The sequence below is a fragment of the Pandoraea pnomenusa genome, assembly GCF_040391475.1.
Taxonomy (GTDB): domain Bacteria; phylum Pseudomonadota; class Gammaproteobacteria; order Burkholderiales; family Burkholderiaceae; genus Pandoraea; species Pandoraea pnomenusa_C.
Genome location: NZ_JBEBXS010000025.1, coordinates 1 through 14,253, shown reverse-complemented (window position 1 = coordinate 14,253; position 14,253 = coordinate 1). Strand labels below are relative to the sequence as shown.

General features: G+C 63.1%; 12 protein-coding genes. 5 read left to right on the top strand and 7 right to left on the bottom strand.

What is annotated here, in order from left to right; translation table 11 throughout:
• Positions 1–210 precede the first annotated feature (210 nt).
• Positions 211–693 (top strand): hypothetical protein, encoded by a 483-nt coding sequence (locus ABWO90_RS20830; protein WP_353193135.1) that lies wholly within the window; start codon positions 211–213, stop codon positions 691–693.
• Here the strand turns inward: ABWO90_RS20830 and ABWO90_RS20825 are convergent.
• The 3 genes from ABWO90_RS20825 to ABWO90_RS20815 all read right to left on the bottom strand — a co-directional run bounded on the left by ABWO90_RS20825 (position 667) and on the right by ABWO90_RS20815 (position 3,631).
• Entirely contained in the window at positions 667–1,224 is a 558-nt protein-coding gene (locus ABWO90_RS20825; protein WP_353193134.1) for a YggT family protein, read from the bottom strand. The genes ABWO90_RS20830 and ABWO90_RS20825 overlap by 27 nt on opposite strands.
• A 64-nt stretch (positions 1,225–1,288) precedes the next feature.
• Complete coding sequence (locus ABWO90_RS20820; protein ID WP_353193133.1) at positions 1,289–2,404, bottom strand: enoyl-CoA hydratase/isomerase family protein; 1,116 nt, start codon at positions 2,402–2,404, stop codon at positions 1,289–1,291.
• Positions 2,405–2,497: 93 nt separating this feature from the next.
• Positions 2,498–3,631 (bottom strand): acyl-CoA dehydrogenase family protein, encoded by a 1,134-nt coding sequence (locus ABWO90_RS20815; RefSeq protein WP_353193132.1) that lies wholly within the window; start codon positions 3,629–3,631, stop codon positions 2,498–2,500.
• Positions 3,632–4,071: 440 nt separating this feature from the next.
• Between ABWO90_RS20815 and ABWO90_RS20810 the strand changes: the two genes are divergently transcribed.
• The 3 genes from ABWO90_RS20810 (at position 4,072) to ABWO90_RS20800 (ending at position 7,703) form a co-directional block, all read left to right on the top strand.
• Entirely contained in the window at positions 4,072–5,733 is a 1,662-nt protein-coding gene (locus ABWO90_RS20810) for an acyl-CoA synthetase (protein ID WP_353193131.1), read from the top strand.
• A 27-nt stretch (positions 5,734–5,760) separates the two neighbouring features.
• Positions 5,761–6,528: an SDR family NAD(P)-dependent oxidoreductase gene (locus ABWO90_RS20805; RefSeq protein ID WP_353193130.1), complete on the top strand. Its 768-nt coding sequence runs from the start codon at positions 5,761–5,763 to the stop codon at positions 6,526–6,528.
• Positions 6,529–6,692: 164 nt separating this feature from the next.
• On the top strand, positions 6,693–7,703 hold the full coding sequence (locus tag ABWO90_RS20800) for an AraC family transcriptional regulator (protein ID WP_353193129.1): 1,011 nt from the start codon (positions 6,693–6,695) through the stop codon (positions 7,701–7,703).
• A 94-nt stretch (positions 7,704–7,797) separates the two neighbouring features.
• On the opposite strand, the gene ABWO90_RS20795 is transcribed toward ABWO90_RS20800, so the two are convergent.
• The 3 genes from ABWO90_RS20795 to ABWO90_RS20785 all read right to left on the bottom strand — a co-directional run bounded on the left by ABWO90_RS20795 (position 7,798) and on the right by ABWO90_RS20785 (position 11,724).
• Positions 7,798–9,153 carry an MFS transporter gene (locus ABWO90_RS20795; RefSeq protein ID WP_353193128.1) on the bottom strand — a complete coding sequence of 452 codons (1,356 nt, stop codon included), beginning with the start codon at positions 9,151–9,153 and terminating at the stop codon, positions 7,798–7,800.
• Positions 9,154–9,268: 115 nt separating this feature from the next.
• A complete protein-coding gene (locus ABWO90_RS20790) occupies positions 9,269–10,354 on the bottom strand; it encodes a porin (RefSeq protein ID WP_353193127.1) in 1,086 nt (361 codons plus the stop codon).
• Positions 10,355–10,908: 554 nt separating this feature from the next.
• Entirely contained in the window at positions 10,909–11,724 is an 816-nt protein-coding gene (locus tag ABWO90_RS20785) for an IclR family transcriptional regulator (RefSeq protein ID WP_353193126.1), read from the bottom strand.
• A 723-nt stretch (positions 11,725–12,447) separates the two neighbouring features.
• Between ABWO90_RS20785 and ABWO90_RS20780 the strand changes: the two genes are divergently transcribed.
• A complete protein-coding gene (locus ABWO90_RS20780) occupies positions 12,448–12,843 on the top strand; it encodes a transposase (protein WP_024788698.1) in 396 nt (131 codons plus the stop codon).
• Between the two features lie 212 nt (positions 12,844–13,055).
• Here the strand turns inward: ABWO90_RS20780 and ABWO90_RS20775 are convergent, their stop codons facing one another.
• Entirely contained in the window at positions 13,056–14,159 is a 1,104-nt protein-coding gene (locus tag ABWO90_RS20775; protein ID WP_353193125.1) for an NAD(P)/FAD-dependent oxidoreductase, read from the bottom strand.
• Positions 14,160–14,253 lie beyond the last annotated feature (94 nt).

Sequence of the window (14,253 nt, the reverse complement as noted above, 5' to 3'; positions counted from 1 at the left end):
CAGACGATGCGTCGCACATCTCGCTGTGGGTTCTTCATGAACTGACCGTGCGGTCCTGGTGACACGCTGGGCAGCACATCACAGGACAGTCGCAGGACCGCCTGGGGAGGCTTGGTCGGAGGCGATTCGTAACGTGCAGTAAACATTGCGTAGCCGTGGGCTTACATCTGCCCGGTACGCTGACGAGAATTCGCCTCAAGGAGTATGACCATGCTGAGTCCGCATGAAATCGCCACACTGTTGCTGGCGGCTGCATCCCTTGGCCCCATCGATGCCGATGCACTCGAACCGCCCGATCTCGCCGCGCTTGAACAGGCGCGTCTCGTGCATGTGGCGGTGGATGAGGGACAAGCGAAAGTGATCGTGACCGAGGACGGTCATCGTGTATTGCGTCGCCTGGGGCTGGAACGTTCGGTGGCCGAACGCGCGGACGCGCCACGGATGGTCATGGCCAACGCGGCGCGTGCAAGCCAATCGACTGAGACTCGCGACGCGAGCCAGATGAATGGCAGGTCCGCATCGGTGGCACCGATTGCGGTGGCACCGGCGTCTGGCGACGCGGTGCCATCGTCCCCGGGCGTACCACAGCCGAATGCGTTGAGCGCGACGGCCGAGAGGGGAACTGCGAGTGAGTCGCAGCAGGCAGCCGCGCTGCCTGCCGAAGCCTCAGAGGGTCGCGAAGAACAGGCTTAACCGCGCCAGCACGATCAGCAGAATCTGCATCAGCAGGAAGAGTCCGAGCGGCGACAGGTCGAAACCGCCCATCATCGGAATGACGCGGCGGATCGGACGCAGCAGCGGGTCGAGCAGATGCTGGAGAATCGGCATTGCGGCCGCGCGCGGATTGACCCAGGACAGCACGGCCATCAGCAGCGTCAGCCACATCACGAGGTTGGCGCCCCACTTCGCCACCAGCACCACCGCCACGAGCAAGCCTCGCGGGAACACCGACACCGGCGACACCCCCACGACCGCCGTAATCAGCACCAGATAGGCAATGGCGCACAGCCAGGCGCCGACCACGCACGCCCAGTCAATGCCGCCGATGCCGGGCAATACACGCCGCAGCGGCAGCACGATCCAGTTCGTGAACTGGAACACTCCTTGCGAGAGCGGGTTGCGCGGCGGCAGACGGGAAGCCTGCATCCACACGCGCAACAGCAGCAAAGCGCCGAATAGCGAGAAAACTAGGTCTAGTAACAGACGGGCGATTTCGACGAGCATCTGGACTCCAACGGATTGTGCGGTCTTCCGCAAAACCGGCATTGTCGCACGCGTTTGCCCGACTTCAATCGTCTCCCAACGCTTTGAGTGGATGCGCCCCGTCCGGCCAGGGGGAGACGAAGAATGCCTCGACCACCGACGCCGGCACATCGGCCAACGTGGCATAGCGCCAGCGCGGTTGCTTGTCCTTGTCGATCAACAGCGCGCGTACCCCTTCGACAAAGTCCCCGGTAGCAAACGCGTGGTAGCCCAGCACCAGTTCCATACGGAACGCGTCCGCGAGATCGAGGCGACGACCCTTCTGCAATTGCCGGTCGGTCACGCACAGACTCAATGGCGAGCGTTGCGCGAGCATCGCCAGTGTCTCGACGGACCACGGTGTCTGCGGGTCTGCTTCGAGCGACGCCACGATACCCGGCACGTCGAGCGCGCTGAAGTGCCGGTCCAGCGTTGAGCGGACTTGCGCGAGCGGCGCGGCGTCGGCCCAGGTGCGACCGATCGACACGATCGCCGAGCGCACCTGCTGCAAGTCGGCGCTCGCATCCGCAGACCAGTCGAAGTCCGGCAGCATGTCCCGCAACCGTTGCGGGGCGTCGCCTTCGAGCCAGACGTCGGCCAGCCCGCAATAGAGCGCGTCGGCCGCCGTGATGGTCACCCCCGAGAGGCCGAGATATCGGGCCAGCGTCGGTGCCAGATGGCCCAGGAACCAACTGGCCCCGACATCGGGAAACAGGCCGATGCCCGTCTCCGGCATCGCCAGCCTCGTGCGGTCGGTCACGACGCGCAATGCGGCCCCTTGCGCCACCCCCATGCCCCCACCCATGACGATGCCGTCGAGCAAGGCGATATAGGGCTTCGGATAACGGTGGATCAGATAGTCGAGACGATATTCGTCAACGAAGAATGCCTGATGCGCGTCGCCATGATTCACCCGGCTGTCGTATAGCGCGCGAACGTCGCCCCCCGCGCAAAAGGCCTTCTCGCCCATGCCCTCGATCAACACCGCCCGTACCGCCGGGTCATGGGCCCACGCGTTGAGTTGCGTCCACATGGCACGCACCATGCCGTGCGTAATCGCGTTCAGCGCACGCGGCCGGTTCAGCGTCACGATGCCGAACCCGTTGATCACGCTGAACACGACTTCGTCTTTTGCCTCGACGGCGCCGTCATGCAAATTCACTCGCCCTCCTCACGGTCGTTTCCCGTAGCAAGTCCGCGCCCTTGCGGGAAGCGGCCACCTCGCCGTAGCGTTCGTTACCCAAGCCGAAAGCGCTCAGCCCAAGGCCCGAGCGATGACCTGACGCTGGATTTCGCTGGTGCCCTCATAGATCTGCGTGATGCGCGCATCGCGATAGTGGCGCTCCACCGGATAGTCCTCGAGGTAGCCGTACCCACCGTGAATCTGAATGGCGTGCGAGCACACCCACTCGGCCAGCTCGGAGGCGTAGAGCTTTGCCTGCGACGCCTCGGACAGACACGGGAGCCCCTGCGTGCGAAGCGCGGCAGCGTGGAGAATCAGGAAGCGCGCAGCATTGATGCGCGTCGTCATGTCGGCCAGCATGTTGGCGATGCTCTGGTGTTCCCTGATCGGTTTGCCGAACTGCTGACGCTCGTTCGCGTATTGCAGCGCCGCCTCGAACGCCGCGCGCGCCACACCCAGCGCGAGTGCCGCAATGCCGATGCGGCCGCCTTCGAGATTGGACAACGCGATTTTCAGCCCCTGCCCCGGCTCGCCGAGCATTGCCTCGTCGCCGACCTCACAGTCGATCAAGGTGATCGGGCACGTGTCGGACGCGCGAATCCCAAGCTTGTGCTCGGGATGCCCCACCTCGAAGCCCGGCGTATCCGTCGGCACGATGAATGCCGAGATGCCACGCTTGCCGGCCGCAGGATCGGTCACCGCGAATACGATGGCAACGGCTGCGCGCTTGCCGTTCGTCACGAACTGCTTGTTGCCGTTGAGCACCCATTTGTCGCCACGCCGCTCGGCACGCGTTCGCAGGTTGTTGGCCTCGGAACCGGCTTGCGGCTCGGTCAGGCAGAACGCGCCGATCTTGCGACCCGCCGCCAGATCGGGCAGCCATCGTTCACGTTGGGCGTTGGCACCGAACTTCAGGATCGGGGCGCAACCCACGGAGTTATGCACCGACATCATCGTCGCCGTGGACGCGCAACCGGCGGCAATCTCTTCCATCGCCAGCGCATAGGCCGTGTAGTCCGTGTATGACCCGCCGTACTCTTCCGGCACCATCATGCCCAGCAGGCCGAGTTCGCCCATTTGCGCCACCATCGCGTCGGGCAGCGCGCATTCGCGATCCCATTGGGCGGCGTTCGGCGCGAGTTGTTCGCTGGCGAACGCGCGCGCCATATCGCGAATCATGCGTTGGTCTTCGGTATAGAAATCCATCTTCTGTCTCCTGCACCCTGACGTTGTCCGAATGGATCGCCGGCGCTTTTTCCATGTCGATAGATCCAGTGTAGGGATCCCGCCGTCTTGGCACCATAGCCAAAAACGGCAAATTGCATGAGCGGAATTGCCATCGGAATTGCCCGATACCGGCCTCGGACAAACCCTTACCGCAAGCGGCTCGACCGTCCCGCAAGGCTCGCCGGCGGGCCGCGCCCATGGCCTAAACCCTGTTTGCGGAGTGGATAAATCCCTCACCAACTCTGACCCGTTTGGACATTGCCTGCCGCGTACGCCCCGCATTACGATGAATTTCGACATTGCCCAGTGAGCGTCGCGCCCCCACCAAGACGGCGCCACGGGGGCCAGTGGCATGCGCCCGGTCTTCCCGATGACAGGCGCGCGGCCGCCGGCCGGCATCCGACTACAGGAGACAACCCATGATTGCGGATTACGCCGACGCCTACCAGGCGTTCGATCTCGACGCGACGGTACGCGCCACCCTTGCCGGCAACCTCGATGCCATGAACGCCTGCGTCGAGTGTTGCGACCGGCACGCCCTGCCCGGTCGCATCGCCTTGTTCTGGGAAGGCAAGGACGGCACGAGCCAGACATGGACGTTCCGGCAATTGCAAACCCTGTCCGCACGCTTCGCCAACTTCCTGCGCGAACAAGGCGTACAGCCGGGTGACCGCGTGAGCGGCCTGCTGCCGCGCACCCCAGAATTGCTCGTGACGATTCTCGGTACCTGGCGCGCGGGCGCGGTGTATCAGCCGCTTTTCACCGCATTCGGCCCGAAAGCCATCGAGCATCGGTTGAGCAGTGCGCAAAGCAAGCTCGTGATCACCGACGGCGCGAACCGGACCAAGCTCGACGAAGTCGCCAACTGTCCGTCAGTGGTCACCGTGGGCGGGCCGCGCGGTCAGGGCATCCGGCGCGGCGACTTCAGCTTCTGGCACGAAGTCGAACAGCACTCGCAGGACTTCGAGCCGGTGCTGCGCCGCGGCGACGATCCGTTCCTCATGATGTTCACGTCCGGCACGACGGGCGCGGCCAAGCCGGTCATGGTGCCGTTGCGCGCGATCATGGCGTTTGCCGGTTATATGCGTGACGCGGTCGACCTGCGTCCGACCGACACGTTCTGGAACATCGCCGATCCGGGCTGGGCGTATGGCCTGTATTACGCGGTGACCGGCCCGCTGGCACTGGGCATCCCCACCACGTTTTACGACGGCCCTTTCACGGTCGAAAGCACTTACCGGATCATCAACAAGCTGGGGATTACCAATCTGGCGGGCTCGCCAACGGCGTTCCGATTGTTGATCGCGGGCGGCGACAAAGCCGCTGCGCCGCTCAAAGGTCGACTCCGGGCGGTATCGAGTGCGGGCGAACCGTTAAACCCGGAGGTCATCCGCTGGTTTGCACAGCACCTCGGGGTAACCATTCACGACCACTACGGACAGACGGAACTCGGCATGGTGGTGTGCAATCACCATGCGCTGACGCATCCGGTGCAGGCGGGTGCGGCCGGGTTTGCCTCACCGGGGCATCGCGTGGTCGTACTCGACGACGACGGCCGCGAGTGTCCGGTGGGACAACCGGGGGTACTCGCGCTCGATCGCAAGCAATCGCCACTGATGTGGTTCAGCGGCTATTGGGAGCGTGAGACGCCCGCCTTCGTCGGCGATTACTACCTCTCGGGCGATACCGTCGAGCGCAACGACGATGGCAGCATCAGCTTTGTCGGACGCAACGACGACGTGATCACCTCGGCCGGCTACCGGATCGGGCCGTTCGATGTGGAAAGCGCATTGATCGAACACCCGGCCGTGGTCGAGACGGCCGTGGTGGGCAAGCCGGATCCCGAGCGCACCGAACTGGTCAAGGCATTCGTGGTACTGCACCCGCAATTCGCACCGACCGAGGCCCTCGCCAGCGAGTTGCAGGCGCATGTCAGGCACCGGCTGTCCACACACGCCTATCCGCGCGAAGTCGAATTCGTCTCCGAGCTCCCCAAGACGCCTAGCGGCAAGCTCCAGCGCTTCATTCTGCGCAATCAGGAAATCGCCAAGGCCGCGCAAGCGTCGGCCAATGGGGCCTGAGCGCCCTACTCACAGGAATCGCAGCTCATGCAAATCAAGGATCGTGTTTTTCTCGTTACCGGGGCCTCGTCGGGGCTGGGCGCCGCCACGGCGCGCATGTTCGTCGACGCCGGCGCGAAAGTCGTGCTCGGTGACATCAATGCGCAAGCCGGTGCAAAGCAAGCCGACGCCCTGGGCGATGCGGCCCGCTTCGTCGCCACCGACATCACGCGCGAAGACGACGTGCAGCGACTGGTCGATACGGCGAAGTCGGCCTTTGGCCACCTGAACGGTGTGGTCAACTGCGCCGGGCTTGTCACCGGCGAGCGGATTCTGGGCAAGCAAGGGCCGCATCGGCTGGAGAGCTTCGCGCGGATCATCAATGTGAACCTGATCGGCACCTTCAACGTACTGCGTATCGCCGCGGCGGCAATGGCCGATGGCGAAGCCGATGCGGAAGGCGAGCGCGGCGTGGTCGTCAACACGGCATCGGTGGCGGCGTTCGACGGACAGATCGGCCAGGCCGCGTACGCAGCGTCGAAAGGTGGCGTGGCAGCGCTCACCTTGCCGGCGGCACGCGAACTCGCGCGCTCGGGGATCCGTGTCGTGACCATTGCGCCGGGCATTTTCGAAACGCCGATGATGGCGGGCATGACACCGGAAGTTCAGGCCGCGCTGGGGGCGTCAGTCCCCTTCCCGCCGCGACTCGGCCGTCCGTCGGAGTATGCGGCGCTGGTACGTCACATCGTCGAGAACACCATGATCAACGGCGAGGTCATCCGCCTGGACGGCGCGTTGCGCATGGCACCGAAGTAAGCCGCATCGCGCCTGAGCTTCCCGCGTCGTTTGTGATCCGCGTCAAGAAACAGGGGAAATAGGACGGTGCCGATCCCGCTTTCGGACGGCACCGGATTCGTCAGCGGGAGCCGCACTGCTAGAATCCTTGCGTCCCCCTGCTACGGCATCCCGTTTCGCGACGCATGGAAAAAGGCAGCATCTCGGTACATTTCGTCATCAACGCGTTGGCCCACGTCGAGCGTCTTGGCGGCGACCCCGCAGCGTTACTACGCGCCGCTGACATCGCGCCGTCGCTGCTCGCGCATCCTCAGGGACGCGTTTCGGCGGACCGCTACGCACACCTGTGGCGGTTGATCAGTCTCGCCCTCGACGACGAATTCTTCGGACAGGACGCACGTCGCATGAAGGTCGGCAGTTTCGCGATGCTCTGCTACAGCGTGGTGACCTGCCATACGTTGGAGCAGGCATTGCAGCGCGCGTCGCGCTTCATGGGACTGCTGCTCGACGATTTCGAAATGCATCTCGTGCGGGACGGCTCGCTCGCAAGGCTAGAAGTGCACGAAAGGCAGGATGCGCAGGCACCCCGCGTCTTTGGGCACGAAACGCTGCTGATCCTGTTCTATGCGCTGACGTGCTGGTTGATTTCGCGTCGTGTGCCGTTGAGCACGGCGTATTTTGCCTATCCCGAGACCGCCTACAGCGATGAATACCGGACGATGTATTCGCCGCGTCTGGTGTTCCATGCGCCGCATACGGCCATCGAATTCGATGCCGCTTGCCTGGCATTGCCTGTCACTCAGAACGAAGTGACCGTGAAGGATTTCCTGCGGGCGGCGCCGGGCAACATCATTCTCAAATACAAGAACACCAAGGGCATGGTGGCACGCGTGCGGCGGCGTCTGAAGACCATGCCGACCGACAGTTGGCCCGCGTTCGAAGCGCTGGCGGGGGAATTCCACACCACGCCGTCGACGCTGCGCAGGCGCCTGGAAGAAGAAGGCCAGTCCTACCAGTCGATCAAGGACCAGTTACGGCGCGATCTGGCGATTCACGCGTTATGTCACACGTCGAAGCCGATGCTTGAGATTGCGCTGTCGCTGGGCTTTGCCGATCCGAGCGCTTTTTTTCGTGCGTTCCGGAAGTGGACCGGGGCCCGTCCTGGCGATTACCGGCGTCAGGCCGTGGAGGCCTGACGCGGCATTGACGGCGAGAGTTCGTCTGACGACGGTCCGACACCCAGCGATGGCTCGTGTATCGAACGTCCGGCGACGGTGGTGCGTTCCGGATTCAGACGGTACGCGCCTTGGCAGTAGACGGCGAGTCTTCTTCGTCGTCATCCAGTTCGATGCGCTTCACCTCGCCGAGCAACAGCAGGTAGCACAGCACCCCGGCGATGGCGAACAGACTGATCAGCCCGAGCGCCCAGCCGAACGAACCGGTCGCCTTGACGATGAAGCCAATCGCGATCGGCGTGACAATACCCGACAGGTTCCCGGCGAAGTTCACCGCCCCCCCCGTGATGCCGACCATGCCCTTGGGCGCGATGTCTGCCACGAGCGACCACGACGCCGACGCCACGCCTTGTGCAAAGAACGCGAACGACATGATCGCGATCACCAGCCAGTTGGCGTCCGTGAGAACCGCGAGCGACATCGTTGGCACCAGCAGCAGACCGGTCACGATCGGCGTCTTGCGCGCCGTGCCAACCGCCACACCCCGGCGCAGCAGCCAGTCTGAAAGCAAACCGCCGCAGACCACACCGATCGACGCCGCGACGAACGGCACCGACGTCACACCTCCTGCCTTGAGCACCGTCATGTGGCGCTCGGTAATCAGGTACGTCGGGAACCACGTCAGGAAGAAATACAGTGACGAGAGCGACGCGAACTTGCCGACGCAAATCGCAATGATCTGACGATTACGGAAGAGCGCGAGCAACTTTCGCCACGGGAATTTCTGCGGCGTGGCACGCTCAGTGGACTTCGCCTCGACCAATGCCCCGCCGTTGCGGATATGTGCGAGTTCGGCGGCATTCACCCACGAGCACTTGTCCGGATCGCGATAGCCGACAAACCAGACGCCCGCCCAGACAATCCCCAGCAGACCGGTTGCATAGAAAATCTCGCGCCAGCCCCACGTATGGGCGATCCAGAACAGCAACGGCGTAAGCGCTGCCATGCCAATGTACTGACCCACAAGGTAAACGCTCGTGGCCACGCCGCGTTCGCGCTGCGCGAACCAGATCGAGACCACACGATTGTTCACCGGGAACGTCGGGGCTTCCGCGATGCCCACGCCGAGACGCATGCCGAACAGCGTGGCGAAGCGCGACGTGAAGCCTTGCATGAACGTCAGAATCGACCAGCTAAGAATCGCGACCCCGTAGATCGCGCGCGTGCCGAAGCGATCGATGACCCAGCCGCCGGGAATGTTTGCGATCACATACGTCCAGGCGTACGCCGAGAAGATGAAGCCCAGCTCGACCGGACCCAGCCCGAACTCCTGCTTGAGCATTGGCGCGGCGACCGACAGATTGGCCCGGTCGACATAATTGATGACCGTGCCGACAAAGACCAGAAACAGCATCCAGTAGCGCACACGCGAGGGGCGCTGACCGGACGAAGGGGACAGAGAAACTGACATGGTGCGTCTCGTTGACTCTCATAGTGCGCGGCAGGTGCAAAGACCTGCCGCCGGGATTTCTGTCGCCACCGGATCGGGCACCTGACAGCTCGCACCGGCCCGATGGCGTCGCGACTTAGAAGCTGTGATACATGCCCAGACGCAGCAGCACCTGATCGTGATTGCTCGAAGCCCCGATCGGATACGACGCTGCGTTGTTCTTGCCATTCGCGGCGATATACGTCACCTGCGCCTGCAACTGCGTACGCTTCGAGAACGAATACAGGTTGCCCGCTTCAATCTGGTTGTAATGCGTGTGATTGAACGACGAATACGAATAGCCCAGCGTGAGCGCGTTTGCATCCGTCACGCGGTATTCCGTGCCCACGTCATAGTTGAACATGTTGCCCGAGCCGCCCGGCGCGCGGACCTCGCTACGCGTGTAAAGCGCATGCACATTCCAGCGTGACGAGATTCGATAGGAGGCGCCGATGCCGGTATTGTTCACGGCATCCGACTTGAAGAGATTCGTCGACGACAGGCCCGACTGACCGAAGATCGACGAGATGCCCAGACGCGAATAGAAGTCGAACGTGCGCTTGTTGATACTCACGTACGTTGCCGCGACCGACAGTGGGCCGTTGTCGTACTTCAGGTAGCCGCCCATCGTGCGGCCGAGCGCGTTGCCGCCTGCGAAGCCGTACATCAGACCACCGGTCAGCCCGTGAAAGCTCGCGCTGTTCCACTTCACTGCATTGTCGACCTGCGACGAGTTCGCCAGATTGTCGAGGTTGCCCGGGTGATAGGCATACAGGTTGTGCTGCCAGAAGCCGTTTGAGTAGCGGATCGAGACGTCTTGCATGAAGTCCGTCTGATGGCCGATCGACACCGTGCCGAAGCGATCGCTGGCCAAACCTACCCAGGCCTGGCGATTCCACTGCACACCGCTGTTGATCAGCGCGCCGGTGCTGGTGTTGAAGCCCTGCTCCAGTTGGAATACAGCGGCAAGGCCACCGCCGAGATCCTCGCGCCCTTTCAGGCCGAAGCGATCGGGTTGTCCGATACCGGCGTCCATCTTGAACAAACGACCGCCGCCTTGATTGCTCACGTAAGTGAGACCGTCGTCGATCGTCCCGTAAATCTGCAACGAGCTACTTGCGGCGTGTGCCGCGCCAGCGCATGCCAAAAGGCAGGCCACGCCGATACTGCGTCTCTTCACCATCCACTCCTGTTTTGCTTCCTGATGCTCCGGGGCTGTTCAACGCCCAGTGCCGACAGGCAAATGTCGTGAAAGACATCCTGATCGGCGCATCGTTGTTGTCTTACCTATGAAACATTGATTAATAGGTGAGACAATTATGGCGAAGTGGGTACAGCGAGACAAGCAGAAATTGACTCAACGCTTATTGATGTTGCGCAAATGCTAATGACAAAGCCCTCGCTCGTCTGCGAGAAAAAATTCGAGGAGGCGTGGGTACGCGCTAAGGAAACGGGGCAAATGATGGGCGTCAATACCCGGTCCCCCGACGTAGCGACTTAACCGGCATTGGAGCGGAGTCGGGGGATCGGGTGTTGGCGCTGCCCGGATGCGGGAAAGCGAGCCGAGGCGAACGAACCGATGGGTAAACAGGGCAAATGATGGGCGCTACTACCCGGTCCCCCGACGTAGCGACTTAACCGGCATTGGAGCGGAGTCGGGGGATCGGGTAGTAGCGCTGCCCGGACGCGAGAAAGCAAGCCGAGGCAAACGAACCGAGCGGAGCAAAAACGCGCGAACTATCGCTCCGCGACCGGCACGGCGGCCCCGCGTTCGGCACGGTAATTGAGTTTGTGTGAGAGTTCATCAGCTGCCGAGACCACTTTCTCGACGATGCCGCTCTCGAGCAGATCGGCTTCGACGCGAGCTTGGGGAATCGTCACGCTGATGACGGCGGCGATTTGTCCGCGATGATTGCGCACGGGCGCCGCAATGGTCGAAATGTTCTGCTCGAAGAAGGCCTGGCTCATGCTGTACCCACGGGTGATGTCTTCCTGCACCACGCGGAACAGTGCGTCCACCGTCGTTGGCGTATGCGCCGTATAGGCTTCGAGCTTGCGCTCCGGATAGAGCTGTTTGAGCGATGGCAGCGAATAATCGCCAAGGAGGATATGTCCGACCGCCGTAGCGTGCGCGGGCAGACGCGTACCGACGCGCACCGTGCCGAAAACCAGCTCGCGGCTCGCGGCCTTCGCGACAAACACGGCATCGCGCTGATCCAGAATCAGAATGTGACTCGAGAACCCTGTCGCATCGCGCAGCTTCTCGATCACCGGCGTTCCCAGATCCGTCAGTTCGAGCGAATTCAGATACTCGAAGCCCAGACGCAGCACCGCGACGCCCAGCCGGTAATGACGATCGTCACCCGCCTTCTCGATGAAGCCCTCGGCTTCCAGCGTCTGCAAAAGGCGGAACACCGTCGAGCGCGGGATATCCAGACGGCGCGCCAGATCCGCCCCGGCCAGCACCGGCTCACGCGCGGAAAACGTCATCAAGATGCGCAGACCGCGTTCGAGGCCCGGGACGGAGTATTTGTTATCGCTGTCGTTGCTCATGCCGTGTACGCACTGGCGCCGACCGGATTGCGGGCGAGTCCGCAGCCGATAGACGATATTTATAGGAGGCGCACATTATAGGCCACCGTTTCCTCGCCCGGCCATGACGGAAGGCCGCGTGATAACCAAGCCACCATTCTCACCAGGCGATAACCGGTTGCGCCTGCCGTGCGCCGGGTTGCGCCCATTCTCGCGACACCGTGCCCAATCGGGGCGCAGGCCGGCACCCATCTTGGGCGATTTGCCGTCCGGCGGGGACATGCACCGCAATGGGGGTAATTCCGAAGCGCGTCGACTCCCGCTTTTTGTCATCATTGCGGCTGCAAGCTTGACAAGCTGGCGCAAGTGGAGCGAGACATCATGGCCGGAGCCGAGAACAACAAACGATCCGGGCTGGCCAAACCGCCGTATCCCTTTTCTCCTGACGCTTTTGCGATTGCCTATCCCAATTGCCACTCAGGAGCTGCGCCCACCTGCCAAGTGGGCGTTTTTTTGCTGGTCAAACGCTCCCTTCGCAGTGTGGTTCGACCCGCCCTCGGTGTTCTTCACGAGAGAACCCGACGCCCTGGCATGCTTGTTGCTTGTATTTCCAGCATCGGGGAACGACGCCGCCTTGGCCGAGGTTTCATAGATAAGCACGCACCAGACTGCACCGGTGCCGCAAGATCGTGAAGCCCGGACTCGCCCCCTGCGGCGCCTCCGTTTGTTTTGGGTCGAGGTGTTATGTTTACTGAACTGAGCGACGTTGAATGGCACGCCCTGCGTGATCTGATTTGCGACCGACCGGTCCGTACGGAACGACGCGGGCGCCCTCAAGTCGAGCAGCGCACGCTGACCAATGCTGTCTTGTGGGTGCTGTTCACCGGCGAAAGCTGGTCCAAACTGCCGATGCAGTATCCCTCCGTGCCGACTTGCCGCCGCAAGCTCAACGAATGGCGCGAATCGGGCATGCTCGATACGATTCTGAAACGCTTGCAGCAATCGGGCCGCGATATCAGCGCCTGTGCAGGCCAAATCAGCAAACCGGCACGCAGCACGCCGTGTGGCGACACCGATCGCCTGCGCGGTGTGTTCTGGACGAACCCGGCTTCCTGGAAGCCCCCGGTCGCCGTACGCTGAGCGGCGCGTGAGGTTGCGGCTTCGCCAACGAAGCCGGCAGCACGCACCGTCACACGATCACCCGACGTCAGTCATGCACAGGCATGCCGCGCCATGTTCGCGGCACCGTGCTTCGGGAATCACGGGGTTAGCCAGATAGCAAGTCCATGCGCGGAGCGCGAGCGGGCAACCCTGTCCGCCGCCTCCCGCGCCAAAGTGCGGTCACAGCGGCGTCAGAGTGCCGCGCGCACCGCTTCGGCAATCGCCAGCGACGCCGTCAGGCCCGGCGACTCGATACCGAACAAGTTCACGAGTCCCGCTACCCCATGCACTGCAGGTCCGTCGATACGGAAGTCCGCCGCCGGTTGCCCCGGTCCGCTGATCTTCGGTCGAATGCCGGCATAGCCCGGCTGCAGTACGCCGTCGGCCAACGCCGGCCAGTAGCGACGCACCGCCGCATAGAACCCGTCGCCATCGGCCGGATTGACCGAGTAGTCGATCTCGTCGGCCCATTCCACGTTCGGCCCGAAACGCGCTTGCCCGCCGAGATCGAGCGTGAGGTGCACGCCCAGCCCGCCCGGTTCCGGCACCGGATAAATCAGATGCGTGAACGGCGCGCGTTGTGCGCAGGAGAAGTAACTCCCCTTCGCGTAGTAGCGCTGCGGAATATGGTCAGGCGACAGTCCGTCGAACGTGCGTGCGATATCGACCGCATACAGCCCTGCACTGTTGATGACCGTGGCAGCCAGTAACGTGGACGTCTCACCTTCGGTCTGCACATCGAGTTCGATGCCCTGGGCCCCGCCAACTCGCGCGCCGACCACCCGCGCATCGAACGCCAGCATCGCCCCTGCATTCTCCGCATCGCCCTGCAAGGCGAGCATCAGACCGTGACTGTCGACGATGCCCGTCGACGGTGACAACAACGCACCATACGTGTGCAAGGCCGGCTCTCGTTGCGCAACCTCCGCGGCACTCAGCCACTGCAGATCGTCGACGCCACTGGCGCGCGCGTTCGCGGCGATCGCCTCGAGTTCGTCGACCTGATGGTCCGTGGTCGCCACGATCAGCTTGCCGCAGCGGCGATGCTCCACCCCATGCGACGCACAAAACTCATACAGTCGATGCTTCCCGTCGACGCACAGCTTCGCCTTGAGCGAGCCCGGCGGATAGTAAATGCCGCCGTGGATTACCTCGCTGTTCCGCGAACTCGTGCCTGTGCCGATGGCGCGTTCGGCTTCGAGGATGACGACCTCGCGGCCCGCCGTGGCCATCGCCCGCGCGACGGCCAATCCCACTACGCCCGCGCCGATCACGACGCAATCGACCTTGTCCATTGCTGTTCCTTGATTACTTCCCGAGACTTCTCATGCGTGCGATTCGCATGAAGACGCCCCGCCATCGCTGGCCTGCCTCCGCATGCGGATCGGC

Excerpts from the sequence above, each read along its gene's own strand:
- ABWO90_RS20830 (WP_353193135.1), top strand. The coding sequence starts at position 211 with ATGCTGAGTCCGCATGAAATCGCCACACTGTTGCTGGCGGCTGCATCC.
- ABWO90_RS20825 (WP_353193134.1), bottom strand. The coding sequence starts at position 1,224 with ATGCTCGTCGAAATCGCCCGTCTGTTACTAGACCTAGTTTTCTCGCTA.
- ABWO90_RS20815 (WP_353193132.1), bottom strand. The coding sequence starts at position 3,631 with ATGGATTTCTATACCGAAGACCAACGCATGATTCGCGATATGGCGCGC.
- ABWO90_RS20810 (WP_353193131.1), top strand. The coding sequence starts at position 4,072 with ATGATTGCGGATTACGCCGACGCCTACCAGGCGTTCGATCTCGACGCG.
- ABWO90_RS20805 (WP_353193130.1), top strand. The coding sequence starts at position 5,761 with ATGCAAATCAAGGATCGTGTTTTTCTCGTTACCGGGGCCTCGTCGGGG.
- ABWO90_RS20800 (WP_353193129.1), top strand. The coding sequence starts at position 6,693 with ATGGAAAAAGGCAGCATCTCGGTACATTTCGTCATCAACGCGTTGGCC.
- ABWO90_RS20795 (WP_353193128.1), bottom strand. The coding sequence starts at position 9,153 with ATGTCAGTTTCTCTGTCCCCTTCGTCCGGTCAGCGCCCCTCGCGTGTG.
- ABWO90_RS20790 (WP_353193127.1), bottom strand. The coding sequence starts at position 10,354 with ATGGTGAAGAGACGCAGTATCGGCGTGGCCTGCCTTTTGGCATGCGCT.
- ABWO90_RS20785 (WP_353193126.1), bottom strand. The coding sequence starts at position 11,724 with ATGAGCAACGACAGCGATAACAAATACTCCGTCCCGGGCCTCGAACGC.
- ABWO90_RS20780 (WP_024788698.1), top strand. The coding sequence starts at position 12,448 with ATGTTTACTGAACTGAGCGACGTTGAATGGCACGCCCTGCGTGATCTG.
- ABWO90_RS20775 (WP_353193125.1), bottom strand. The coding sequence starts at position 14,159 with ATGGACAAGGTCGATTGCGTCGTGATCGGCGCGGGCGTAGTGGGATTG.